Raw genomic sequence first — 23,736 nt, 5'->3', positions numbered from 1 at the left:
TCCAGCTATTTTAATAGATTTTAGTAAGCAGTCTATCCGAGTTTATCCTTCTCTATACATGAAAAAGAGATTTAAAGAATGAAAGTTTTGTAGAGTGGGTTATGCTCAGATATTTGGAGGTTAAAGCTAAGATTTTGACTTATAGCTTATAGTGCTGTATCTTATTCCCTAGTAATTATATATGAATAATTAACATTCCTTTATTAGGAGGGAAATTATGAAGAATGTAATGAGAGGCTATTTGAATGCTTCGTTAATAGTAAAAATCACCGTTGCGCTAGTTCTCGGTATTATAGTTGGTCTTGTTTTTGGCAAGGATGCGGCCATTCTCGCTCCGCTTGGAGATTTATTAATTAAATTGCTATCGTTTCTTATTATCCCATTAATTCTATTTACATTGATTGTTGGTGTCAATCAAACGAAATTGAATAATCTCGGCCGTATGGGAGGTAAGGTGTTTCTATACTATGTTTTAACATCTGCTTTAGCTATCATCGTTGGACTAACAGTAGCGACATTATTTAATCCAGGTGCAGGATTATCAATCGATCCTAACCAATCATTTGACGTTCCGGATAATCCTGGGATTGTAAGTGTTCTTTTAAATATCGTACCATCAAACATCGTTACAGCGTTTAACGAGATGAACCTACTTGGAATTATTTTTACTGCTTTTGCTTTTGGTATCGCGATTTCTGCGCTGCGAAACTCAGAAGAACACGGTCAGCTCGGTGAGCATCTATATAAAGTAGTTGAAGGCTTGAATGAAGCGACTTTTAAAATTATGAATGTGATTCTGCAGTACGTTCCAATCGGAATTTTTGCAATCATTGCGAAAACAATTGGAAACCAGGGGTTGGATACGATTCTCTCACTCGGAAACATGATAGCTGTCCTTTATATTGCTTTAATTGTACAGATCGGAATATATGTACTGTTCTTGCTATTCTTCAAAGTAAGTCCGAAAGAATTTTTTAGTAATGCAAGTAAGCCGATGATCACCGCTTTTGTTACGCAAAGTAGCTCTGGCACATTGCCACTTACGATGAACGCGGCGAAAGGGCTAGGGGTTTCGAAAAGTTTATATAGTTTTAGTTTGCCACTAGGCGCCACGATTAATATGGATGGAGCGGCAATCCGAATTGCGATATCTGCGGTGTTCGCTGCAAATGTCGTTGGCTCACCGCTAAGCTTTACAGACATGTTGATGGTCGTCATCGTTGGAACACTTGCCTCAATTGGTACAGCAGGTGTCCCTGGTGCAGGAATCGTCATGATCGCCACCGTGTTTGCTCAGGTTGGGTTACCGATGGAAACCGTTGCTTTATTAACAGCCGTGGATGCCTTAGTTGGAATGGGTGCCACTGGTCTTAATGTAACGGGAGATCTTGTTGGTGCTTCGATTATTAATCGAAAAGAAAGATTGGCAAAAGGGAAGACAGCTGAGTAATAAAAAGTCGGGCGATGCCTGGCTTTTTTTTCTGCTAAATTTTATCTTAAAAAGGATAAAGACGATAGTGCATGTATTTGTATCCGCTTCCTAAAAAAATTCAGGCTAAATCTCACCCCGTGTGTAAGAATAATCCATTTACTTTTAAGAATCTAAATATTAAGATAACAATAACTTTAGAGCTTTCATGCAGAAAAGGAAATGGGGGATATGGGTGTCAGATCAACTTAAGGGGATTTGGAAAGATTGGAGATTGCATTTACTTGTGTTTGGAATTGTTGCGTTAACAGAATGGATTGGCGTTTTTCAATTTACAGTAGGGCCAGGCGTTATTCTATTATTGCCAATGCTGTACGCCATGCTTATTGGACTCGGTCTGTTTTTTACACCAGTTGTTAAAAAAACGCAGGCGCTTCATGCTGAACCGTTAATTGTGCTTGGGGTAACGTTACTTATCGCAAAAATCGGCGTGATTATTGGACCGTCCTTACCGAAATTAATCGAAGCAGGTCCCGCTTTGCTTCTGCAGGAATTCGGAAATTTAGGTACGATATTCATTGCTTTGCCAATTGCTGTTTTTCTTGGACTGAAGAGAGAAAGCATTGGCATGGCGCATTCTGTAGCAAGAGAGCCAAACGTTGGGCTGATTGTTGATAAATACGGCTTTAATTCACCTGAAGGACGAGGCGTTATGGCCATTTATATATTTGGTACAGTCTTTGGAGCTGTATTTATGGGAGTGATATCTGGGTTCCTTGCGACAATTACACCGCTCCATCCATTATCGTTCGCAATGGCTTCTGGTATTGGAAGTGGAAGTATGATGGCCGCGGCAAGTGGTTCGCTCGTTGCTGCTTTTCCTGCATTTTCAGACGACATTATTGCATTTGCAGGTGCGAGCAATTTGCTGTCGCTCTCAACAGGCTTATACATGAGCATTTTCATAGGTCTTCCTTTAACAGAAAAAATGTATCAGCTGCTAACAAAAGAAAAGTCACCTAAGGCGAGCATGAGGAAAGGAGCATAAGATGCTATTAAAAAATGTACAAGAGTGGACGTTATTATTAGTGATTTTCGGCTTGATTGCAGCTGTGGGAAACTGGATTGGGTATAGTGTGTTTCCGGTTTCAGCATTACCTGGTATGCTCGTTTTAATTGTCATTTGTTTAGCTGGGCTTATTCTTCAGCACGTTCTTCCTGTGAATATTCCAAGTGTTGCTTACATTGGTATTATTGGAATTCTTCTTTCGATGCCAATCATGCCAGGTTCTGAATATGTCGTAAAGTGGACGGAAAATATTAATATCCTTGCCCTTGCGACTCCTATATTAGCTTATGCTGGTATAGCAATCGGACGCTCCTGGACAGATTTTGTTAAGCTAGGCTGGCGAAGCGTAGTGGTCGCTATGTTTGTCATGGTAGGAACGTTTCTAGGTTCTGCCCTCATTGCTGAAGTAGTTTTGAGAATGCAAAACATTATCTAATCAGAAAAAGCTTCCCGTGCGGAAGTTTTTTTATTGGAAAAGAACGGGTCTTTTATATGCGACAGAGTTTTTCGAGGCATTCAATTGAGTGACAGTAGGTTTTCGCGACGTTTCCTGTCAAATCGGGAGCGGGTAACGAAAATAGAGACAGGGCTGAATCATTTGTAAACCAATCCTCTCGATTGGGGGGCTCGTGACTGACTTCCTTCCAAACAGATAAAAGAGGGCTATAAATACGCGGGCCTTCTGTTACCTTGCACTTTTCGATGGTGCGCTTTTCTCCTGGTATTCCTTCCTTTACCGGATGGAAAAAATGTGGCCAAAAGTCTTTACGTGAACCAGTATGCGGATGATGTGATGCCCAATCTAAAATGTCGTTGAGGATTTCTTGCTTAGAAAATAGAATCTGGTAGAGACGCTTTCCAAGATGGATTCGTTCCTTAACATAAAGAAAATGATTGGCAGTTTCACCAATTAGCTGAATAGAGGTATTATCATTCCTCGGAAATAATATCACGTTCATATTGAAAACATTTTGTAGTTGAAAAGGCAATGTTTTAAAAACTGATTTATGGAAGACATCATCCTTTATTATGCGTGAATCGATGTAGTGTTGTTCATTGATAATCAGGGCTGTTGAAAGGATATCACGGTCTTTTTCAATCCAGAACCTTCTCCATACAACACTCATAAAAGAAGAGACGTGAAAAGCAGATAGTAGGTGAAAAAGTGGTTTCCTTCTTTTAATACTTTCTTGATAAACAAGAAGCTGAGGATAGGCATCCTGAAAAATAAGCCAGTTTCCTCGTTCCAAAAAAGAGAAGAAGGATATCTGCTGATCTACTGATAATAGGTGGGGGAGATATTCACCTTGTAGATCAGTCATTGTCCATCCTGCATTCCGAGATACGAGATGGGCAAGGAAAGCCCAATGAATTTCTGGATGTTGGAAAAAGAAACTCAGATAAGCTTTGGTTCGAGTGACGTTATTTGCATTTGCACGCTCTGTTTTTTCAAGAATGAATTGAACGAGCTGCTGATCCTCCGCCGAAAATGAGGTGGGAGTTGAATGAGTTTTGATCGCGTTTTTTAACTCGTATATGAGAGGAGCAGATAGACTCTTTTTCTTTTGTGGTAGAAAGAATGATATTAAGGACTTCACAACTTTTCCACTCCCTTGTTTGCCTTTCTATATACGTATGAATGTAGAATCAGGAAAGAAGAAAGTCTTTCGAATGGTTTTGTTAACAAGGGATGCCTACTTGGGTGAGTGAGATCAAATTGTACCTATTTGCAACACAAAAACTGGGTGTGATTGTGGGTTTTCTATCTTCCTTTATCTACCACTAAACTTTGGATAAGTGTATGATAGAAGTATTCATAACAATTGCACGTTCATATTTTACTATTTGGCTCATTCACACGAGTAGAAATGAGCACGTTGAAGGAGGCCTAATTGCTACATGTCTCATGGCCGATTAAAAAGAGAGCTTCATTCTGAAGAGCTTCTCGAAATTATCTTTGATTATGCGTCTCGTATCACGATTGAGAACAATCTGGACCGACTTCTGATGCTTATGGCTGATATGGGGAGGGATATGACGGTTGCTGACAGATGTACGCTCTGGCTATATGATGAGAAAACAGATGAATTGTTGGCAAGAGTTCCTCATGGTATGGAAAAAATTCGTGTTCCTGCTACGAGCGGACTTGTAGGCTACGTCTATCAAACAACAAAGTCACTCGTAATCGATGATGCTTATGAGGACAAGCGGTTTTGTGCAGAGTTGGATGTGAAGACAGGCTACCGAACGAAGTCAGTCATGATCATTCCTCTTACGAATAAGAAGAATCAAAGACTTGGAGTCTATCAGGTCATCAACAAATTAACCGCTGATGAAGTATTTACAGCTCAGGACGTAAAGTATTTGAGCCTTGCAGCTTCTTATACAGCTCAAGCGCTCGAAGCTGTGTTAATGAACATAGAGATGGAAGAGGCTCAACGAGAGATCATTTTCAAAATGGGCGAAATTGGGGAAGTTCGTTCACAGGAAACAGGAGCTCATGTTAAACGAGTAGCGGAGTATGCAAAGTTTCTGGCGATGAAATCCGGATTGAGTGAAGAAGAAGCAGATCTCATTAAAGTAGCTTCACCGATGCATGACATCGGGAAGGTAGCCATTGCCGATGCGATTTTAAATAAGCCTGGTAAACTATCGGAAGAGGAGTTCAATGCGGTAAGGGAACATGCTAATATCGGCTATAACCTTTTGAAAAATTCTAATCGCAGTATACTAAAGGCAGCGGCCGTTATTGCCAAGGAGCACCATGAGCGTTGGGACGGCAAAGGTTATCCAGAGGGACTAAGTGGCGACGACATCCACATCTATGGCCGGATTGTTTCTGTTGCTGATGTTTTTGATGCGCTTGCTACGGATCGTCCTTACAAAAAAGCGTGGAACTCAGAAAAAATTCTCGCTCATTTTAAAAAGGAGCGAGGAGGCCAGTTTGATCCCAATCTTATTGACGTTTTTTTAGCAAATATAGACGATTTTCTCCAGATAAAAGAGCAATACAAAGATTAAGAAGCAAGAAGAGCGCCCACGGCGCTCTTCTTTATTTTTGTAGAGAATGAAGGTTAGAAAGTTCCTGTGCAAGCGTTTCAGCGATGGCTTTCATCCCAGAAATACCTGCTTTTTTCTCTGCATCGGCATTGTAGTTCGTATTTGTGTTCACATCATAAGTAAACAAATCGCCACGCTCATTTTGAATGCATTCAATTCCTGCAAAGGCGATGCCGTTCGCTTTTAAGAATGCTTCATAATTGTTCAAAACAGGATGATCGAAGTTTTCAATGATTTCAAATTTAGGAGCGGGTTCTTCTGTTGTCGGACAAAAAGAATCCCCAACCTGACAAGCATCAGCTGGACATAACTCAAAACCTTCAGATGTATCGACACGAACGGCATAGAGGAATTTTCCGCCTACAAACTCACAGCGAGTAATCGAAGCGTCAGGAGCCTGAATGTACTGCTGAAGCAATGTGATCCCATCAATCGAATCTTCAAACGCATCACTCATCACATAGCCCTTCAACGTCTCTGGATTGTTAAATAGCTGAACGCCGAGTCCTTTTCCAGCTCGGTTATGCTTCGTAATAAATGGCTCAGAAAATGCATCAGCTGCGTTCACAAGATGATCCTTTCCGACAGCGGCAATCGTTTTTGGTGTAACGACCCCATGTTTTCTAAGGGCTGCGTATTGGGCAACTTTACTGACTTCAAGGGCTAGTGCGCGGCTATCGTTTAATACTCTTCGCCCATGACTCTCAAGCCATGATAGTACTGCTGCAGTATATTCGGGTGCATAGCGATGATCACGAGTGTGGGAGGATGCACTCATCCGATTATAGAAAACACCATCTGGTGGTACGTCACTTAAGTCGAAATTTCCTTCGCTCAGAAACCAATCTTCATATGGGACGTTAAGCTGTTCAAGTTCATGCTTAAGGGGCTTTGTCCATTCCTCGTTCTCATGAATGATATATATTTTTGCGCTCATGTAATAACCTCCTTTTTTATAACCGTTAAAACCTATCATTTTACTCAAGTATAAAGGAGTTTTCATCATAATCCCAGTGAAAACGTTCTATCACCTGTCCCAAAATAAAAAGCAGAGCTCGTTTGCTCTGCTTTAAAAACTAAATTGCCCAGTTTCCTTTGCGGAACACTGGTTCACTTGTCCCGTCTTCTTTAATTCCATCAATATCCATTTCTTCTGAACCGATCATAAAGTCGACATGCGTTACACTTTCGTTAGCTCCTGCCGCTTTAAGCTCTTCTTTAGACATGTTTTTTCCACCTTCAAGACAGAAGGAATAAGCATTCCCAATCGCAAGGTGATTCGAAGCATTTTCATCGAAAAGCGTGTTGAAGAAAATGATTTCTGCATTCGAGATCGGTGAATCATGAGGAACGAGCGCTACTTCACCGAGATAGTGAGCGCCTTCATCCGTTTCGATTAGATGCTGTAGTGTTTCATTGCCGTTCTTCGCTTCTGCTTTTACAATGCGTCCTTTTTCAAATGTAAGCGTGAAGTCCTCAATGACTGTTCCGCCGTAGCTAAGGGGCTTTGTTGAGGACACAACACCGTTCACACCAGTTTTATTCGGAATTGTAAACACTTCTTCTGTTGGCATGTTCGCAACAAAATGATCGCCTTTCACATTCTCACTGATTCCGCCAACCCACTGGTGAGCCTTTGGAAGTTCAATAGAGAGGTCTGTTCCCGGCGCACGATAGTGAAGTTTGCTGTAATGCTTATTGTTTAGGTAATCTACCTTTTGTTCAAGGTTAGCACTGTGCTCTTTCCATGCCTGAACCGGATCGCCAGTTGAAACACGAGTGGCCTGGAAAATAGCTTCCCATAACTTGGCTTCCTGTTCTTCCTCTGGTGCGTCAGGGAACACTTTCTGAGCCCATCCTTTAGAAGGAACGGCAACAACTGACCAGCTATTATGATCAGACATCATATAGTTGCGGTACCCTTCCATCGCCTTGCCTGCTGTTTTGCTTGCATTCGAAATGCGTTCAGGATCTACACCTTTTAAAAGGTCTGGATTAGAAGAGGTGATTGAGAGAAAAGCCGCTCCGTTTTCTGCCATCTCTTCAAAGCCCTTCGCTTTCCAGGTCGGAAATTCTTTGAATGCTTCGTCAGGTGCTTTGTCAAACTTAATACGAGTTAAGGTTTCATCGTTCCATTCAACATGGACATTTTTAGCTCCAGCTTCATAAGCGCTTTCAGCAATGTTTCGAACAAATTCGGCTGATGTCAGAGGAGCGTTTACAACAAGAGTTTGTCCTTGTTGAATATTTACTCCTACTTTAACCGCTAGATCTGCGTATTTCTGTAGATTCTCTTGAAACGTAGCCATAGTCGAAGATCTCCTTTTTTCACGTAGTTATACTTCTAAATTGTAGCAGATTTCTTGATTTTTAGTAAATTATTCCCTGATTACCTACTCATAAAGCAAGTTTCTGGCAATAAACCGTCCATTTCGGATATGTTATATGTAAAGTGAATACTTCCATCAGGAGGAGGTGGTTCATTTCCTTCTGATGGTTAGACGAACCAATCGAACCTTTAGTAGCACTTAAGGGTAGAATAAATCTTCTATATTGGAGTGGTAGAGAATGAGTATGAATTATGAGCTTGCAACATTTGCTGGAGGATGTTTCTGGTGTATGGTTGAGCCATTTGAAGAAATGCCAGGCATTCAAAGCATCGTATCTGGCTATACAGGCGGAGAGAAGCCTTATCCAACATACGAAGAAGTCATTTCGAAAACTACCGGTCATGTTGAGGCCGTTCAAATTACATTTGATCCTAACGTCTTTCCATACACTAAACTACTTGATCTATTTTGGCGTCAAATTGATCCAACAGATTCAGGCGGGCAGTTCTTTGACCGCGGTGACACGTACATCACAGCGATTTATTATCATAACGAAGAGCAAGAGAAACTGGCTGAAGAGTCTCGAAAAGAGCTAGAAGAAAGTGGACGCTTCTCAAAACCGATCGTGACAAAAATCCTCCCAGCCAAGCCATTTTACCCGGCTGAAGATTATCATCAGGATTACCATAAGAAAAATCCTGCCCACTACAATCGCTACAAAAAAGGATCAGGTCGCGCTGATTTCATAGAGAAAAACTGGGCGTATGAGAAAAACGATGACGAACTTCGCAGTCGTTTAACAGATATTCAATACGAAGTGACACAAAAAAATGGAACAGAGCGTCCGTTCCAGAATGAGTATTACGATAATGCCAAACCAGGTATCTATGTTGACGTTGTTTCTGGTGAACCACTGTTTAGCTCAACGGATCAATATGATGCTGGCTGTGGCTGGCCGAGTTTTACGCAGCCGATCAACAATCATTTTGTGAAAGAAAAGAAGGATTTCAGTCACTTTATGATTCGAACAGAGGTGCGAAGCAAGGAAGCCGATTCTCATCTCGGTCACGTATTTAATGATGGTCCTTTAGAGAATGGTCTTCGCTATTGCATTAATTCAGCAGCAATGAAATTCGTTCCAAAAGAAAGTCTTGAAGAAGAAGGATACGGCGAATACCGAGTTCTATTTGAATGAGAAAAGTTGATGTTGCGATTGTAGGCGGCGGTGTTGCTGGAATTCTTGCAGCAAGGAAATTAACCGAAGACGGGATTAATGTCTTAGTACTTGATAAAAGCAAAAGTGTCGGTGGCCGGCTCGCAACGAGAAAAATAGGAGATGGTCGAGCTGATCATGGGGCACAATTTTTCACCGTTCGAACAGATCAGTTCCAGCAATTTGTCGATGAATGGGAACAGAACCAATGGATATCAAGGTGGTTTGGAGACAAACATGCAAGATACAAAGCAACAAACGGTATGAATCAATTAGTAAAGAATCTTGCTAGTGGAGTACCGCATCAATTAAATAGTAAAGTTGAGCAAATTGAGCGGGCTGAAGAAGAGTACGTCGTTATTTCGGAGAAAGGTGAGCGAGTCCAGGCAAGCCTTGTACTACTTACTCCACCAGCTCCCCAGACGCTTCAGCTTCTTGAAGCGAGTGATGTTCAAGTATCGGATCAATCGCTTCAATCGCTCAACCAAATAACATTCGATCCTGCGGTAGTTGGCCTTCTGACTTTTAAAAAAGAAGACGAAACCAGGCTACCTCCTGAAGGGCATAAGGATTCAGATTTGCCTGATGGCATCGAGCGTATGGTTGATAATCGTGTAAAAGGTATTTCGGATGAACGTATTATAACGGTCTATGCAACTCCTGATTTCTCAAAGAGTTTTTATCATTATGAGGATGAAGCTGTTTTAGCTGATATCCTGAAAAAGATAGAGCACTTGCTTCCCCTTGAGTCGTTGGTGTCTCAACAATTAAAAAGATGGCGATATGCTCAAGCAGTTCACGTTCATAATCATCCGTTTCTAAACGTTTCTGATAAAGAGGCTATCTTTGTAGCAGGGGATGCATTCTTACATGAAAATGATCAAACCGGACGAACGCGAATCGAAAGTGCTGTATTATCAGGATTAGCTGTAGCAGAAGAAATAAAGCAGTTGATGAACAGGAAGACTTCCACGTGAAGTCTTCCTTTTTTCTGTATTCATCTTGTTCGAAAGTTTTGAAAACAGCCTATTGTTTCGTAACTTTTGCGTTATAATAAATGTAGTGGAAAAATTTTCATACTTGAAATAAATCAAGGTGAAAAGGGTGAAATAATGAATGTGATAACAGAAAACGACCATATAATTGAAAAGATTTTATCGCTTTTTCGATGGGTTTTTCTCCTCATTGCAGGGGCATATTATTATATTTTATTACAGGGAAATAGCATCGCTTTTTTGAGTTTGCTTATATTTGGTTTTGTTTATATGGCAGTCGCTGAATATGCGCTTCATCGAACGCCTTTAAATTCAAAACGATACCACTATATGACGAAAGTGAGTGTCGCTTTTGATTACGTCGCTTTTCTATGGCTTATTGTGTTAACTGGAGGCGGAGGGAGTCCACTCTTTCCCATCGGATATTTAATTATCCTCCATGTTGCAGTGTATTGGAAATTTAGCGGAGGTATGATTGCAGCGCTTTTTCTAGGTGTTGGTTATACAGGAGTTCTTATTTTTAGCGGTTATTCGTTTACGGGTGAGGACCTGATTTCATATCTTCTAGATTTTATGTTCCTTATATTTATGGGGATTCTTGGCGGGATTATCGTTTCAAGAGAACGGAAGATGCGCTCCAAGAATACTCAATTAGAAGACATTGCGCGGAAAGATTTTTTAACAGATCTATACAATCATCGCTCCTTTCAAGAAGATTTACGTTACTGTGCTGAGCAGGAGAAGCCAATTCTTGTTGTTCTTGCCGATTTAGACTATTTTAAATCGGTGAATGATCAATTTGGGCATCTAGTTGGCGATAATGTGCTCCGTAAAATAGGCGAAGTATTAAAGAAACAAATTGGAACAAAAGGCAGAGCATATCGATATGGCGGAGAGGAATTAGCGCTTTTGTTGGATGCTGAGGATGTAGAAGAAGCGAGAGAATGTTTGCTACATATTCAGGTACTCATCAGAAACATGACCTTCACTGCAAAGGGCGAATATTTCAGTGTGACAATGAGCTTTGGAACAGCACTTTATCCTTTAGAAAATGGCATTATTCCATGCATGAAACTCGCAGATGAGCGGTTATATCTCGCAAAAAAACAGGGGAGAAATCGAATTTATTGGTATGATCAATATACTGAAAAGGATCACGTCTACTAGCGTGATCCTTCTTTATTTATGATCGAGGTAACGATATGTTTAGATGAATTTTCGAAAAGTGAGAAGTAGTTCAGCACATGGCGACTTGGAAACAATTCTTTCTGAATGACGGATGCCGGCTTGCCATCCTTATGTTTTGCAAGAACCTGGTCTTGAATGGAAAGAAGATAGTAAAGCTTTTCCTCTAATCGTCTGCGCCCGTTTTGTAATATACCAGCATGCGAACAAAAAACAGTCTTAAAGTCTTGTGATAGTACTTTTTGGAGTGATTGAATGACGTCTGGAATTGATTCAAACGCGAAAATACTTTTTGGTTGACTCATGACGTAGAGATCACCTGTAAACAGCCACCCTCGTTCCTTCTCAAGAAGAGCCAAGTGATCTGGCGCGTGACCAGGCGTGTGAAGTAAATCAAATGTATGATGCTTTGTTACGACTCGGTGCTCGATTCCCCTAGCTTCGAATGGTTTTCGGGAGCCCCAGAAAACGCGCCTATAGAGTGGGAGGTGAGGTCTCGCACGACACAAAGGAATGCCTTCAGGATGAATATACATCGGTATTCCTGAAGAAAGCATCGAAGCATTGCCTGTATGGTCCTCATGGTGATGCGTTAAGATTATTTGGGTATAGTTCTCCTTAGAGAGAAAATCCATTATTTCTTTTTGAAGGCGGCTAGGTCCGCAGTCGATCAAGAGCTCATCTACAAGGTACATATATACGTTCATCCGAACGCCCCCAAGCTGAAAAGTCCCTTTTACAGCCTTAACCCCCTCGAATTCTGAAACGGTGAGCACAATCCATCACACCTTCCGCTAATCTACTTCTAGTATAGCGATTTTTGAGGAGAAAAAAACCTTCTCTCCTAGTTGGAGTGGTGTGTTTCTGGTGGAGTGGTGTGGATATTGGCTAAAATTTGATTTTATTGTCCGAAATCGAAATTTATTGGCCAAATATAGATTTTATTAGCCAAATTCCATTTTTATTGGCCAAAACGCTCAAACAGTAAAAAGAGCTGCCGACACTCGGCAGCTCTTTCCAGTGATTGAAGCTTACTTCGCGATTGCTTCTAGCTCCACTTCCATATTTCCGCGCGTTGCTCTTGAATAAGGGCAAGTTTGGTGTGCCGATTCAACAAGTTCGTTTGCTGTTTCTTGATCGACACCTGGAATTGTAACGTGTAGCTTCGCACTAAGTCCGAATGCGCCGTCTTCTTCTTTTCCGATTGATACGTGCGCTTCTACTACCGTATCTTTGATTTTAATTCGCTTCATGCGTGCGACCATATTTAAGGCGCTATCGAAACAAGCTGCATAACCTGCTGCAAACAATTGTTCAGGATTCGTTGCTTCTCCTCCCTGACCGCCAAGTTCTTTTGGCATACGAAGGTCCATGTTGATGACGCCGTCCGATGATTCTACTTTACCCTGTCTGCCGCCGTGTGCTGATGCTTTTGCAGTATATAACGATTCCATAATAAAATTCCTCCTAATAATTTAAGTTGTGCACAATTTAATTTTACAAGATTAAATATATCTCATCGTTATTTATCTGTCAACAGAAAGCGATCATGTTGACATAACAGTCAAATCGGGATAAGTTGATTGTGCACAACTTATTGAAAAGAAGGGGTTATCATGAACCATAACGAACAATTAAAACTAGAGAATCAGCTCTGTTTTTCTGTATATGCTTGTTCAAGGGAAATTACGAAGATGTATCGTCCTTATTTGAACCAGCTTGATATTACGTATCCTCAATATCTCGTTCTCCTTGTTCTTTGGGAAAAACATGAAACAACCGTGAAGGCGCTTGGCGCAGAGCTTTATTTGGACTCAGGCACGTTAACTCCCCTGCTAAAAAGAATGGAAGAAGCGGGTCTTGTGATGAGAGAGCGTTCGAAAGAAGATGAGCGCAGAGTGATGGTTCGTTTAACATCAAAAGGGGAAGGGTTGAGAGAGGAAGCTTCGATCATTCCAAACGCTTTGGCGGCAAACAGTGGTTTATCAAAAGAGGAATTCACGAAGGCATTATCTGGCTTTCAACAGCTGTTGGACCATATTCATTCCGTGAATGAAAAATAGTAGCAATTTTCCAGATTAAGTTGACATAAGTTATTGGAATTAAGTATAATTATCTCGAATTCAAGATATTAGAAGTTAAGGGTGAACGTTATGAATGATAAAGATCGTGAGCTTTCACTAAAGCTATTCATTGTCCTGGCTAGATCGAATCGCTCTGTTACCGATCATATTAAAACGGATATTCAAAGCTATGGATTAAATCCAACGGAATTTGCCGTGCTTGAGTTGCTTTATCACAAAGGAAATCAGCCGCTACAGCAAATCGGTGAGAAAATTCTACTTGCGAGTGGAAGCATCACCTACGTTGTCGACAAGCTTGAAGGAAAAGGGTATTTGAAGCGCAATCCATGTCCGAATGATCGACGGATCACACATGCTGTTATCACGGATGAAGGTAAAAAGTTAATGGATCGAATTTTTCCTAACCATGAGAAACAAGTCCAGTCGATCTTTGCCGGTTTGGATGAGTCTGAGAAAGAAACGGCCATTACACTACTGAAAAAACTCGGTCACTATGCAGAGGAGCTATAAATTCCTCTTTATTTCTTAATATGATCCAAAAAACCAGCTTCTCACATTATGTAGAGAGGCTGGTTTTTTTGAGTACTTTTGTTTCCTGCATCGCGGTCACGCCAAGCAGGCCAAATAAAGAGAAGCCAAATGTGTTCACGAATCCATGGAAAAAGACCATTAAAGGAATACCGAGAATAACGGTTTCATTCACATGAGCAAATCCATAAATCATAGCGGAACTCATCGAGAATAGCAGAGAAGCGAATGAAATTGAGAGCAACATTTGAACGGAATAATCCAATGTTGGTACTAAATAGACGAGACAAAGAATCGAAAAAACGATGAGCGGTGTTACGAATTCAACGACTGAAATAAACTCAAGAACGGGCCACGAATCCGATAGTGTAATACCAACCGCAATGAAAGGTGGTCCGAATAGAACAAAGTTCGCAATCGTTTTAAACCACGGCTGAATGGAAGGTGCTTTTTTTAGAAGCATTTTCCCGATGAACGCCATCGTAATGGGTGTAATGAAAGCGGCATAGTGGAAATGAATAGATGTGAGCAGGACGATTACATCACTAAAATGGAGAATCTGGATGCCTGACCGATGTAGAATGAGCCAGAGTCCCCCAATGCTTATGTACATCAACCCCAGTTGAATGAGAACTTCAAAAATTGTGCTTCTCTTCCATGTTTGGAGGAGACGAGAAAATCCGTAGAGCGCAATTAAAATCGTCGTAAGAAACCACGGAACGGCTAGAAGTACAGCGAGCGTTCCCTGTTCAATAAAGAAGGAAACACCAGCAAAAACAGCTGATGGAAGCTGAATCCAGGTGGCATAACGATAAAAGGAGTTCTTTCTCTGTGGGACGAGATTTAAGGTTAACGGCACAAGTACAAGATAAGCGAACATTAATAACATCATGACATATTGAAGTGTATCGATTGGAGTTGTGAGTAATTTCGTGACAACGAAGGCTACCCAAAGAAATAGACCGGCAAAACTGCTTGTTTTCATTATGATTTCACCTCTCTTTTAGTGTACGATGAAGAGAAGTGATAGAAAAGGAAATTCTGGGAAGAGAGGCGATTGAAATGGATCGAAAGCCAGTACTAGGTTTTGTGGGGATTGGTGTAATGGGAGAAAGCATGGTTCGGAACTTAATCAAAGCGGGATATCGCACGCTTATCTCAACGCGAACAAAAAGCAAGGCAGAACCGCTTATTCAAGAAGGGGCAGAATGGCAAGATGAAGTGAAGGACGTGGCAGCGAATGCTGACGTAATCATCACTATGGTCGGCTATCCTAAAGATGTAGAAGAGGTCTACATAGGTGAGAAAGGGATACTAGAACATGCTAAGCCGCATTCGATTCTAATTGATATGACAACTTCTAGCCCGGCTCTTGCTGAAGAAATCTATCAGCATGCTCTATCAAAACAGCTCTACGCGCTTGATGCTCCTGTATCAGGAGGAGACGTTGGAGCGAAGGAAGGGCGACTATCCATTATGGTCGGTGGAGAGTTAGAAGTGTTTGAAAAAGCTCGACCGATTTTCGAAGTAATGGGACAAAATATTGTTCTTCAAGGCCCAGCAGGAGCAGGACAACACACAAAAATGTGTAATCAAATTGCCATCGCAAGTAACATGATGGGTGTTACTGAAGCGATAGTTTATGCGGAAAAGGCAGGGTTGAATCCGACAACAGTTCTTGAAAGTATTGAATCTGGCGCAGCTGGCAGCTGGTCGCTAAGCAACCTTGCGCCAAGAATGGTTTCAAATCGATTTGAGCCTGGCTTTTACGTGAAGCATTTTATTAAAGACATGACGATTGCTCTTGAATCTGCCAAGCAAATGGGCATGCTGACACCTGGCCTTGAGCTTTCAAAAAAGCTCTACGAAGATCTTGCTGAGCGTGGAGAAGAAGATAGTGGTACACAGGCACTTGTGAAACTATTTCGCGATGCCTAATTGAAAACGAAAGACCCGGAGCATATGCACCGGGTCTTTCGTTGATTATAAAGGGAAGTTTCCCTCTGCTATCGAATAAACTGTGGTAAACGCTTATTTATCTTCTTTTTGGCGTTTGTCGATTTCTTCTGTTACAACAAATGCAAGATCATCATTTCCGAAAAGAGAAAGGACGCCAATCACCGTTTGATCTGGGATATGCTCTGATTCTTCTTTTGGTACAACGAGTTCAATGCTTTGTTTAAGAGCAGGGTTATTCACCTGATCTGGATAAGCTTTTGCGTAAAGCGTTTCTGGATTTAAGTCATTGTTTACACACCACTGAGCAAAAACAAGAATCATCATGTTTTCATCGCGCTGGTAGTTTTCAATAACTTTGTCTTGAATTTCTTTTTGGTCCATAGGACGACCTCCGTTTCATTACTCTACCGCTAGTGTACTCGCAGCTAGAATATGTAGCAAGTCTGTCATTTGTAAAATGATCATGAAGAATGTTCCAGCCTGAAGAAAGAGGTGTCACGACCTGCTATGCTGAAAGGAATTGAACATCATGGAGGCAAAAAGATGAGAAAAAAAGAGATTCGTAGCTGGATGATGTATGATTTCGCTAATTCTGCTTTTGCAACGACGATGATGGCAGCAGTACTCCCTGTCTTTTATTACGATGTCGCTGCCAAGAATATTGACCAAAGCCTTGCCACATCATATTGGGGCTATTCGCAATCCATTGCCGTTCTAATCGTAGCTTTTCTTGCCCCGATCCTTGGTGCTATTGCTGACTATTCTAATTCAAAGAAAACATTTTTGCGCTTTTTTGCTTATATGGGAATGATTGCGAGTGTTTTAATGGCTTTCGTTGGTGAGGGCGGATATTTATTTGCTTCGATTCTACTAATCTTTGGAACAATCGGTTTCTCAGGTAGCAACGTCTTTTACGATGCATTCTTACCCGAGATCGCAAAAGGGGAGGAGATGGACCGCATCTCAGCAAGAGGCTACGCTTTTGGCTATATTGGCGGCGGGCTTCTGCTTCTCGTTAACCTGATGATGATCTTAAATCCATCCTGGTTTTTTCTTCCGAATACGCTTGTCGCGACGCAGCTTTCATTCGCAAGTGTTGGGGTCTGGTGGTTTGTTTTCTCGATCCCAATGTTCAAAAACGTGCATGAAGTTGAGCATAGTCAGCCGAAATTAAGCGGCTCCTACGTGACAATCGGTTTTAAAAGACTTCGCACAACCTTTAGGGAATTGAACCACTATAAACAGCTGCTTCTTTTTCTAGTCGCTTTTTGGTTATTTAATGATGGCATTTCCACTATTATTAAAATGGCGACGATCTATGGAAGAGATATCGGAATAGGAGCGAATGATTTGATTGCAGCGCTCCTCATTACGCAGTTTGTAGGCATACCGTTCGCCTTCTTGTTTGGCTACTTAGCGAAGAAAATTCGCCCGAAACGAGCGCTTATGCTAGCACTATGGATATATGTGGGCATCGTTTTACTAGGATACTTTATGACAACTGCTACGCATTTCTATCTACTTGCGATCATGGTTGGCTTCGTTCAGGGGGGTGCCCAAGCATTAAGTCGTTCGATTTTTGGAAGTATGGTTCCGGATCATCGTCATGCAGAATTTTACGGTTTCTATGGGATTTCAGCTAAATTTTCAGCGATATTCGGTCCGTTTCTCTTTGCCTTCGTTGGTCAGGTAACAGGCTCAAGTCGACTTGGGATCGTATCGTTAGTTGTCTTTTTTCTAGCAGGCATCTATTTACTTAGTAAAGTGAATATCGAAAAAGGGAAAGAGCAGGCGAAGGTTGTGATGGTGAATGAAGGGGTGGATATGTAATTAGCAGAATCGCGGAATTAATAATGGTTTTCGCGGAAAAAGTGAGATATCGCGGAATTATTGAGAAAATCGCGGAATTAAGTGGTTTTCTCTACAGTTCACCAGGTAACAGACCACAAAAAAGGCTCTGAGCAGTATAACACTGCTCAGAGCCTTCCTATGACATGAAACCCCTTACAAAATGGGGTCGAAGTGCTTTAACTCAAGTGAAAGCGTGCAATCTTTTCCTGTGTCATATGAGCGGTTGCCGATTTGTGTTTTTAATTCAGTTAGGCAGTTTTCTTCGTTGTGCCAGTAATCATGAATAAGAGGCAGGATACTTGTTGCTTCTTCTTCCGCTTGCTCAAGCAGCTCTTCAAAGGTCGCGGTGGATTCCTCGTCTTTAATAGCTGGATGGATCCAAGTGGTGCCTTCACGATTTAAATAATCTTCATTGCCAATTTGTTTTCGATAGGAAAAGGAAGAGACTTGTTTCTTTAAAAGTTGATTTTTCCATCCGTGTGGATCGAATAATATTTTTAGCGCAAGTACCATATCCCGATAAGATTGAGTAATATAGTCGTCTGGCATACGTTCAGCTGTTTCTGGATAAAAGGTTTGGATCAATTCATACAGCATGAGTTCAATAGGAGGATAGAGTGATTTGCCAATGTGAATCTCTTGGTAAACGGGTGTTTTCCACGTTTCTACATCTTTGTATTCTTTCATCAAAATGGTATCTATAATAATTTCAAGCTGTTGATGTCGGTTGCCTTCAAGACCGGCACGATAGTGGATATAAGGATGCGTGTTTCGATCAAGAATATGATGCGTCACAAAGCCAAGGATATATGCGCGAAGCATCGGATCGTCCTGCTTTCCGTATTCAATCATCTCCATGAGGAATGAACCACAATGATCTTGATGAAGAACTGATCCCGCTTCTTGAACAGGCTTATTCTTTTTCCAGGGCCAGAAATTATGATAAAAGAAAGGGTCAGGTCCCTGTGCACCAAGTCGAAAGAAAGGCAGGTCACCTTTGATCGTATTCCATATGCCGGCTTCCATCGCAGCTTCTTCTCCGAATAAAATATGTGTCCAGACATTTGGCATCGATTTATCCCCTCCTTATATGTCTTTCTATTAGTATACCTGAAGAGAACCTGTCTTCTTGCCATAATCTTCAGAAAACATTTCTCTTTCTTTTTCCCTTAAATTCATAAATTCAAGCATATTAAAAGCCCGGCGCAGGCCGGGCTACACTTATTTCTTTATTTACTTAGAAAAACGTCTTCAATATCATCAAGCATCAAGTTAGCCGAAATGACGCCACCAGACGTATTCCAGATCGCATCACTCACCTCATGAACGTTACCGTCTTTGACAACTTGAAGATTGTTCCATAATGGATCATTTGTCCATTCTTCCGCAGTGGAATTCGCTTCGCCATCTCCCGCTTCATACGTGAAGTAGAAGAGCACGTCGCCATCCATTTCTGGAATACGTTCTTTCGTTACTTCTTCAGCAAAATCTTCTTTTTGCTGTGATTTTGGACGATCAAAGCCTAGCTGCTCAAGGATAACGCCAGAGAACGAGTCTTTGTAATAAATTCTTGTTTGTCCAGCTAGAAAACGAACAACCGACACTTTTTGATCAAGCTGATCGCCAAGTTCTTCACTCATGGAGTCAATGCGGTCGGTGTAAGCACTCATCACTTCTTCGCCTTTGTCTTCCATATTTAGTGCTTTAGCGTAGAATTTGAAATTCTCCTGCCAGTCGCCTTTCAACGTTTCTGAGTAAACGGTTGGAGCGATCGCGCTAAGCTGATCATAGATGTCTTCTTGACGTAATTTATTTCCGATTATGAGATCAGGTTTAAGTGCAGCGACAGCTTCAAGATTCACTTCACTTTCTGTTCCAACGACTTCAACATCTTTCATATCGTCCGAAATATGCTCATACCACGGGTCGCCGAGCCATGATTGTACTGCCCCAACTGGTGTTACTCCCATAGCAAGTAGTGCTTCTGTTCCTTCATTAGTTAAAATAACAACTTTTTCTGGCTTCTCTGGCACTTCTGTTTCACCCATTGCATGTGAAACCGTTCGAGTAGACTCTTCTTCTTGCCCACTAGAGTTAGTAGCGTTTTCATTATTCCCACCTGTGCCGCACGCAGCAAGGATCATAAGTACACTTAGACTAACGATGAGCCATCCTTTTTTTAACATATGTATATCCTCCTTGTCATTGATAATCGTTTTCATTTACGATGTAATCATACTGAATTGTCACAAATTAGTCAACAGTTAAATGAGAGTGATTCTCATATTCATTGACACGTTTTCATTCTTTTCTTAAACTTAAAAAGGATGATAAAGAAAGGGATTAACCTTTATGACGCATAAATTACACTCGATGAATAAAAAATGGTTCGGATTAGCAGTTGGCTTGTTGCTTGTCATAATACTGATGCTTGCGAGCGTGGTCTATGGCTTAACAAGTATTACATGGACAACGGCCTGGCAAGCCTTTACGCAGTTTAATGGAAGCAATGAACATATTATCATTATCGAAAATCGCGTTCCGAGAGCACTGATCGGGGCTGCCGTAGGCGCAAGTCTTGCTGTCGCGGGTGCTTTGATGCAGGCGATTACTCGAAATCCTCTTGCTTCGCCGTCCATATTAGGCGTAAATGCGGGGGCGAGTTTTGTGATTGTGATTGCGGTCACCTTTTTCTCTGTTACGTCACTTGCAGCATTTAGCTGGTTAGCGTTTCTTGGAGCTGCGTTCGCCTCCATCGTCGTGTACGTGCTTGGCTCATTTGGTAGAGAAGGGCTTACACCTATGAAGCTGACCCTTGCCGGTGCGGCAATTGCGGCGATGTTTTCCTCATTAACGCAAGGAATGCTTGTGTTGAATGAGAAAGCGCTTGAAGATGTTCTCTTCTGGCTTGCTGGCTCGATTGAAGGGCGCAGTCTAAATATGCTTTACTCGGTTATTCCTTACATTGGACTTGGCTTAGTCGGTGCGCTTTTGATCAGTCCGAAAATTAACACTCTGGTGATTGGAGAAGATGTCGCAAAAGGACTTGGGCAACGTACCCTGCTTGTCAAAGCTTTCGCAGCACTTTTTATCGTTTTTCTTGCCGGAGGATCAGTAGCCGTAGCCGGACCGATTGGTTTTATTGGCATCGTCGTACCACACGTTGCTCGTTTTTTTACAGGACCGGATTATCGTTGGGTCATTCCGTACAGCGCAATCATTGGGGCGATTCTTTTGTTATCAGCTGATATTGCCGCTCGGTACGTAATTATGCCACTTGAAGCGCCGGTTGGTGTACTAACGGCTGTCATCGGAACGCCATTTTTCATTTATATTGCTCGAAGGGAGTTTAAACAGCTATGATGAAATACACTTCCTTTCGAATGAAAGCTGTTTCTTTTCTACTAGATCGCCGCTCGCTTTGGGTAATAGCAGGACTGACTGGCGCTGTTATCATCATCGCATTACTTAGTATTGGCCTTGGGGAGATATTTATGACCCCGGATGAAGTGGTGAAGGCGCTATTTGGTTATGGGAATGAGATGAATGAGCTTGTTGTGAAGCAGTTCCGCTTTCCTAGAATCGCCATGTCCATTTTGGCTGGAGCGGCCCTTGCTGTATCTGGCGCTATTCTTCAAGGAATGATTCGGAACCCACTTGCGTCACCTGATATTCTTGGCATCACTTGGGGCGGTGCACTTGCGACGATTGGTTTTCTTACGATCTTTAGTGATAAAGCGAATGCCCTTACGGTAAGCATTCAATGGTTGCCGCTCGCTTCCTTTATCGGCGCTATTTTAGCAGGATTTCTTGTGTTTGGATTATCATGGAAAAATGGTATTTCACCGATTCGATTAGTGCTGATTGGGATAGGGTTAACGGCATTGTTGCAGGCGCTAACGACATTATTGATGATTATCGGTCCTATTTACAGAGCGTCTGATGCAAACATCTGGATAACGGGAAGTGTTCACGGAACGAACGGCCAGGATGTTCTGACGCTGCTGCCGTGGGTAGTCGTTCTGATGATTATTTTAATGGTTTACTCAAGACGGGTGAATTTGCAAGAGCTTGGTGATGATGTAGCAAGAAGTGCAGGAGCAATGCTTTTAAAAGACCGCATTGCGTTACTGCTAATTAGCACGGCGCTTGCAGGAGGGGCTGTTGCATTTGCTGGTGGAGTCGGATTCGTAGGTTTAATGGCACCGCATATTGCGAGAAAGCTCGTCGGATCGTCTTTCGGTGTAGTTGTGCCGGTGGCTGCGCTTGTTGGTAGTATACTTGTGATGATTGCTGACTTAATTGGCCGCACGCTTTTTTCACCTTTGGAGGTTCCGGCTGGTGTATTCACAGCGGCGATTGGAGCACCGTATTTTATCTATTTATTGATTCGATCGAGAAACAAATGATGAGGAGGTGGCGACGTGTACGCACTGCAAACGAAAGATTTAACGCTTGGATATGGAGAACAAACCGTTATCGATCAGCTGAACTTATTGATTCCTAAAGGAGAGATGAGCGTTCTCATTGGTGGAAATGGATGTGGCAAATCAACGCTATTACGAAGTCTAGCTCGACTTCTAAAGCCGCATTCTGGAGGAATTGTTCTTGATGGAGAGGCTATTGCGAATAAGCCAACAAAGGAAATCGCTCGGAAAATGGCTATCCTTCCACAGTCACCAGTCGCACCTGAAGGCCTCACAGTTCTGCAGCTCGTTAAGCAAGGACGATATCCTTATCAAACGTGGTTTAGTCAATGGTCTGAAGCGGACGAAGATGCCGTTCAAAACGCGCTAATAGCAACGCACATGGAAGAGTTTGCTGAGCGTAATGTTGATTCCCTCTCTGGAGGACAGCGGCAACGTGCCTGGATCGCGCTTACCCTTGCTCAGGATACGGATATTATATTACTTGATGAACCAACAACGTACTTGGACCTCGCTCACCAAGTGGAGGTACTCGATTTACTATTTGAATTGAATAAAGAGGATAACCGGACCATTCTAATGGTTCTTCACGACTTAAACCTCGCTTGTCGCTATGCCGACCATATTATTGCTGTGAAGGATAAGGGCATTTATGATCAGGGGAAACCTGAAGAGATCGTGAATGAAGAGCTTGTGAAGCATGTGTTTGGGCTTCAATGTAACATTATCGAGGATCCGCTATTCGGTACACCGCTTTGTGTACCACATGGCAAAGGGAGGAAGGTAAATGGTCGCTGAGCACCCGGTGTTTACGAGAGACGAGAAAGAAAGACTGAAACAGTTTCGCCTCACTGTGGGTGAAAGCAGTGCAAGTTTAGTGCAGCTACACGATGAGCATCACTTAAAAGGTCTTCTTGAAAAGCTCGTGGAGGATGGCCATTTTCCATCTATAATTGTGGCGGGATCACAGTTTATGAAAAGATATGGTTTTATGACGGTTGTGCCGATACTGTATGCTTTTACGATGTGGGATAAAGCGATTCTGGCTGGAACTGATGAGCTTTGCTATGAAGTTAATACAGATGCGGAGCCCTGGATGATGAATCTTATGATTGATAACGGCGTAGACGTCACCACTAATCAGAAAGATCGTGTTGAAATAAGAGTAGCACTTGCCAATAAACTGATTAACGAGAACCTTGCTCCGTTTGTTGAAGCAATGGTGAAAGCGACGAAATTATCAGCGGCGATTCTATGGGAGAATGTGTCCATTTACTTGTTCTGGCTCTATGAAACTCTGATCCCATCTGAAGGAAATGAGGAACAAGTGCGTCGAGCTAAAGAAGACTTTCATTTCCTTCTCAAGGAGTTTAACTGCACAAGTTTCACCTGCGGCGCAAACCCGTTCATGCCGTATTATTCAGAGAAAGTGAAGCGTGAAGATGGAGAGATCCGCTTCCGCCGTACTTGCTGTTTGTACGATCAAGTATCGGAAGGTGGCGCGTGCTGTAAGACGTGTCCTAAAGCGCGCTAGGAGTAGTGACAGGCACCACCCGGTTTAGCACGAATGCTGTCGAAATAGCTTGGCGTCCCCCGAAAGGGGGAC

The 23,736-nt window shown here is 42.1% G+C and carries 24 protein-coding genes; 15 read left to right on the top strand and 9 right to left on the bottom strand.

The annotated features are described in order from the left end of the window. Positions 1 to 217 precede the first annotated feature (217 nt). From AC0VYJ_RS21530 to AC0VYJ_RS21520, 3 genes are all read left to right on the top strand, one after another. On the top strand, positions 218 to 1,450 hold the full coding sequence (locus AC0VYJ_RS21530) for a dicarboxylate/amino acid:cation symporter (protein WP_475366225.1): 1,233 nt from the start codon (positions 218 to 220) through the stop codon (positions 1,448 to 1,450). 214 nt (positions 1,451 to 1,664) lie between these two features. Then, complete coding sequence (locus AC0VYJ_RS21525; RefSeq protein WP_475366224.1) at positions 1,665 to 2,477, top strand: DUF3100 domain-containing protein; 813 nt, start codon at positions 1,665 to 1,667, stop codon at positions 2,475 to 2,477. Position 2,478: 1 nt separating this feature from the next. After that, entirely contained in the window at positions 2,479 to 2,934 is a 456-nt protein-coding gene (locus tag AC0VYJ_RS21520) for a hypothetical protein (protein ID WP_194218241.1), read from the top strand. Positions 2,935 to 2,986: 52 nt separating this feature from the next. Here AC0VYJ_RS21520 and AC0VYJ_RS21515 read toward each other — a convergent pair whose 3' ends face one another. Beyond that, a complete protein-coding gene (locus AC0VYJ_RS21515; protein ID WP_475366223.1) occupies positions 2,987 to 4,096 on the bottom strand; it encodes a DUF2515 family protein in 1,110 nt (369 codons plus the stop codon). Positions 4,097 to 4,397: 301 nt separating this feature from the next. Between AC0VYJ_RS21515 and AC0VYJ_RS21510 the strand changes: the two genes are divergently transcribed. Then, on the top strand, positions 4,398 to 5,519 hold the full coding sequence (locus AC0VYJ_RS21510) for an HD domain-containing phosphohydrolase (protein ID WP_475366222.1): 1,122 nt from the start codon (positions 4,398 to 4,400) through the stop codon (positions 5,517 to 5,519). A gap of 31 nt (positions 5,520 to 5,550) precedes the next feature. On the opposite strand, the gene AC0VYJ_RS21505 is transcribed toward AC0VYJ_RS21510, so the two are convergent. After that, positions 5,551 to 6,495, bottom strand: a complete 945-nt coding sequence (locus tag AC0VYJ_RS21505; protein ID WP_475366221.1) for an ATP-grasp domain-containing protein — start codon at positions 6,493 to 6,495, stop codon at positions 5,551 to 5,553. A gap of 139 nt (positions 6,496 to 6,634) precedes the next feature. Continuing rightward, positions 6,635 to 7,867, bottom strand: a complete 1,233-nt coding sequence (locus AC0VYJ_RS21500; protein ID WP_475366220.1) for an aminopeptidase — start codon at positions 7,865 to 7,867, stop codon at positions 6,635 to 6,637. 265 nt (positions 7,868 to 8,132) lie between these two features. On the opposite strand from AC0VYJ_RS21500, the gene msrB reads away from it, so the two are divergent. The 3 genes from msrB (at position 8,133) to AC0VYJ_RS21485 (ending at position 11,263) form a co-directional block, all read left to right on the top strand. Beyond that, on the top strand, positions 8,133 to 9,083 hold the full coding sequence (gene msrB / locus AC0VYJ_RS21495; RefSeq protein WP_475367540.1) for a peptide-methionine (R)-S-oxide reductase MsrB: 951 nt from the start codon (positions 8,133 to 8,135) through the stop codon (positions 9,081 to 9,083). Continuing rightward, a complete protein-coding gene (locus AC0VYJ_RS21490; protein ID WP_475366219.1) occupies positions 9,080 to 10,078 on the top strand; it encodes an NAD(P)/FAD-dependent oxidoreductase in 999 nt (332 codons plus the stop codon). The genes msrB and AC0VYJ_RS21490 overlap by 4 nt, the downstream gene beginning before the upstream one ends. A gap of 135 nt (positions 10,079 to 10,213) precedes the next feature. Continuing rightward, entirely contained in the window at positions 10,214 to 11,263 is a 1,050-nt protein-coding gene (locus AC0VYJ_RS21485; RefSeq protein ID WP_475366218.1) for a GGDEF domain-containing protein, read from the top strand. On the opposite strand, the gene AC0VYJ_RS21480 is transcribed toward AC0VYJ_RS21485, so the two are convergent. Further along, entirely contained in the window at positions 11,260 to 11,988 is a 729-nt protein-coding gene (locus tag AC0VYJ_RS21480) for an MBL fold metallo-hydrolase (protein ID WP_475366217.1), read from the bottom strand. The genes AC0VYJ_RS21485 and AC0VYJ_RS21480 overlap by 4 nt on opposite strands. A 324-nt stretch (positions 11,989 to 12,312) precedes the next feature. Further along, positions 12,313 to 12,735 (bottom strand): organic hydroperoxide resistance protein, encoded by a 423-nt coding sequence (locus tag AC0VYJ_RS21475; protein WP_475366216.1) that lies wholly within the window; start codon positions 12,733 to 12,735, stop codon positions 12,313 to 12,315. Positions 12,736 to 12,897: 162 nt separating this feature from the next. Here AC0VYJ_RS21475 and AC0VYJ_RS21470 point away from each other — a divergent pair, with 162 nt between their 5' ends. Both AC0VYJ_RS21470 and AC0VYJ_RS21465 read left to right on the top strand, forming a co-directional pair. Next, the gene (locus AC0VYJ_RS21470; protein ID WP_475366215.1) at positions 12,898 to 13,344 is read left to right on the top strand and encodes a MarR family winged helix-turn-helix transcriptional regulator; all 447 of its coding nucleotides are present in this window, start codon (positions 12,898 to 12,900) and stop codon (positions 13,342 to 13,344) included. Between the two features lie 81 nt (positions 13,345 to 13,425). Continuing rightward, a complete protein-coding gene (locus tag AC0VYJ_RS21465) occupies positions 13,426 to 13,875 on the top strand; it encodes a MarR family winged helix-turn-helix transcriptional regulator (protein WP_276511785.1) in 450 nt (149 codons plus the stop codon). 46 nt (positions 13,876 to 13,921) lie between these two features. Here AC0VYJ_RS21465 and AC0VYJ_RS21460 read toward each other — a convergent pair whose 3' ends face one another. Further along, positions 13,922 to 14,878 carry a YndJ family protein gene (locus AC0VYJ_RS21460; protein WP_475366214.1) on the bottom strand — a complete coding sequence of 319 codons (957 nt, stop codon included), beginning with the start codon at positions 14,876 to 14,878 and terminating at the stop codon, positions 13,922 to 13,924. Positions 14,879 to 14,955: 77 nt separating this feature from the next. Here AC0VYJ_RS21460 and AC0VYJ_RS21455 point away from each other — a divergent pair, with 77 nt between their 5' ends. Continuing rightward, entirely contained in the window at positions 14,956 to 15,831 is an 876-nt protein-coding gene (locus AC0VYJ_RS21455) for an NAD(P)-dependent oxidoreductase (protein WP_475367539.1), read from the top strand. 93 nt (positions 15,832 to 15,924) lie between these two features. Here the strand turns inward: AC0VYJ_RS21455 and AC0VYJ_RS21450 are convergent, their stop codons facing one another. After that, the gene (locus AC0VYJ_RS21450) at positions 15,925 to 16,233 is read right to left on the bottom strand and encodes a hypothetical protein (protein ID WP_194218254.1); all 309 of its coding nucleotides are present in this window, start codon (positions 16,231 to 16,233) and stop codon (positions 15,925 to 15,927) included. 162 nt (positions 16,234 to 16,395) lie between these two features. Between AC0VYJ_RS21450 and AC0VYJ_RS21445 the strand changes: the two genes are divergently transcribed. Beyond that, on the top strand, positions 16,396 to 17,682 hold the full coding sequence (locus tag AC0VYJ_RS21445; RefSeq protein WP_430245543.1) for an MFS transporter: 1,287 nt from the start codon (positions 16,396 to 16,398) through the stop codon (positions 17,680 to 17,682). Between the two features lie 174 nt (positions 17,683 to 17,856). Here AC0VYJ_RS21445 and AC0VYJ_RS21440 read toward each other — a convergent pair whose 3' ends face one another. Together AC0VYJ_RS21440 and AC0VYJ_RS21435 are read right to left on the bottom strand one after the other, a co-directional pair. Further along, positions 17,857 to 18,774, bottom strand: a complete 918-nt coding sequence (locus AC0VYJ_RS21440) for a zinc dependent phospholipase C family protein (protein ID WP_194218256.1) — start codon at positions 18,772 to 18,774, stop codon at positions 17,857 to 17,859. A 158-nt stretch (positions 18,775 to 18,932) separates the two neighbouring features. Beyond that, positions 18,933 to 19,889: an ABC transporter substrate-binding protein gene (locus AC0VYJ_RS21435; protein ID WP_194218257.1), complete on the bottom strand. Its 957-nt coding sequence runs from the start codon at positions 19,887 to 19,889 to the stop codon at positions 18,933 to 18,935. A 166-nt stretch (positions 19,890 to 20,055) separates the two neighbouring features. Here AC0VYJ_RS21435 and AC0VYJ_RS21430 point away from each other — a divergent pair, with 166 nt between their 5' ends. Genes AC0VYJ_RS21430 through AC0VYJ_RS21415 form a run of 4 tightly spaced genes read left to right on the top strand, consistent with a single transcriptional unit; the run spans position 20,056 to position 23,664 of the window. Next, positions 20,056 to 21,066 (top strand): FecCD family ABC transporter permease, encoded by a 1,011-nt coding sequence (locus AC0VYJ_RS21430; RefSeq protein ID WP_371017894.1) that lies wholly within the window; start codon positions 20,056 to 20,058, stop codon positions 21,064 to 21,066. After that, positions 21,063 to 22,112 carry a FecCD family ABC transporter permease gene (locus tag AC0VYJ_RS21425; protein WP_371017893.1) on the top strand — a complete coding sequence of 350 codons (1,050 nt, stop codon included), beginning with the start codon at positions 21,063 to 21,065 and terminating at the stop codon, positions 22,110 to 22,112. Before AC0VYJ_RS21430 ends, AC0VYJ_RS21425 begins: the two co-directional genes overlap by 4 nt. Positions 22,113 to 22,127: 15 nt before the next feature. Then, positions 22,128 to 22,928: an ABC transporter ATP-binding protein gene (locus tag AC0VYJ_RS21420; protein WP_475366213.1), complete on the top strand. Its 801-nt coding sequence runs from the start codon at positions 22,128 to 22,130 to the stop codon at positions 22,926 to 22,928. Continuing rightward, positions 22,918 to 23,664: an IucA/IucC family C-terminal-domain containing protein gene (locus tag AC0VYJ_RS21415; RefSeq protein WP_475366212.1), complete on the top strand. Its 747-nt coding sequence runs from the start codon at positions 22,918 to 22,920 to the stop codon at positions 23,662 to 23,664. The genes AC0VYJ_RS21420 and AC0VYJ_RS21415 overlap by 11 nt, the downstream gene beginning before the upstream one ends. Positions 23,665 to 23,736 lie beyond the last annotated feature (72 nt).

The organism is Anaerobacillus sp. 63XJN7_5_ISO-PGPR-S23-430, from assembly GCF_056173695.1.
The sequence above is the reverse complement of the archived record's forward strand: the minus strand, read 5'-3'. Positions and strand labels throughout refer to the sequence as shown.

Coding starts and splice junctions, on each gene's coding strand:
- AC0VYJ_RS21485 (WP_475366218.1), top strand. CDS start 10,214: ATGAATGTGATAACAGAAAACGACCATATAATTGAAAAGATTTTATCG.
- AC0VYJ_RS21505 (WP_475366221.1), bottom strand. CDS start 6,495: ATGAGCGCAAAAATATATATCATTCATGAGAACGAGGAATGGACAAAG.
- AC0VYJ_RS21445 (WP_430245543.1), top strand. CDS start 16,396: ATGAGAAAAAAAGAGATTCGTAGCTGGATGATGTATGATTTCGCTAAT.
- AC0VYJ_RS21500 (WP_475366220.1), bottom strand. CDS start 7,867: ATGGCTACGTTTCAAGAGAATCTACAGAAATACGCAGATCTAGCGGTT.
- AC0VYJ_RS21450 (WP_194218254.1), bottom strand. CDS start 16,233: ATGGACCAAAAAGAAATTCAAGACAAAGTTATTGAAAACTACCAGCGC.
- AC0VYJ_RS21475 (WP_475366216.1), bottom strand. CDS start 12,735: ATGGAATCGTTATATACTGCAAAAGCATCAGCACACGGCGGCAGACAG.
- AC0VYJ_RS21460 (WP_475366214.1), bottom strand. CDS start 14,878: ATGAAAACAAGCAGTTTTGCCGGTCTATTTCTTTGGGTAGCCTTCGTT.
- AC0VYJ_RS21470 (WP_475366215.1), top strand. CDS start 12,898: ATGAACCATAACGAACAATTAAAACTAGAGAATCAGCTCTGTTTTTCT.
- AC0VYJ_RS21440 (WP_194218256.1), bottom strand. CDS start 18,774: ATGCCAAATGTCTGGACACATATTTTATTCGGAGAAGAAGCTGCGATG.
- AC0VYJ_RS21530 (WP_475366225.1), top strand. CDS start 218: ATGAAGAATGTAATGAGAGGCTATTTGAATGCTTCGTTAATAGTAAAA.
- msrB (WP_475367540.1), top strand. CDS start 8,133: ATGAATTATGAGCTTGCAACATTTGCTGGAGGATGTTTCTGGTGTATG.
- AC0VYJ_RS21430 (WP_371017894.1), top strand. CDS start 20,056: ATGACGCATAAATTACACTCGATGAATAAAAAATGGTTCGGATTAGCA.
- AC0VYJ_RS21520 (WP_194218241.1), top strand. CDS start 2,479: ATGCTATTAAAAAATGTACAAGAGTGGACGTTATTATTAGTGATTTTC.
- AC0VYJ_RS21510 (WP_475366222.1), top strand. CDS start 4,398: ATGTCTCATGGCCGATTAAAAAGAGAGCTTCATTCTGAAGAGCTTCTC.
- AC0VYJ_RS21425 (WP_371017893.1), top strand. CDS start 21,063: ATGATGAAATACACTTCCTTTCGAATGAAAGCTGTTTCTTTTCTACTA.
- AC0VYJ_RS21490 (WP_475366219.1), top strand. CDS start 9,080: ATGAGAAAAGTTGATGTTGCGATTGTAGGCGGCGGTGTTGCTGGAATT.
- AC0VYJ_RS21435 (WP_194218257.1), bottom strand. CDS start 19,889: ATGTTAAAAAAAGGATGGCTCATCGTTAGTCTAAGTGTACTTATGATC.
- AC0VYJ_RS21480 (WP_475366217.1), bottom strand. CDS start 11,988: ATGAACGTATATATGTACCTTGTAGATGAGCTCTTGATCGACTGCGGA.
- AC0VYJ_RS21455 (WP_475367539.1), top strand. CDS start 14,956: ATGGATCGAAAGCCAGTACTAGGTTTTGTGGGGATTGGTGTAATGGGA.
- AC0VYJ_RS21415 (WP_475366212.1), top strand. CDS start 22,918: ATGGTCGCTGAGCACCCGGTGTTTACGAGAGACGAGAAAGAAAGACTG.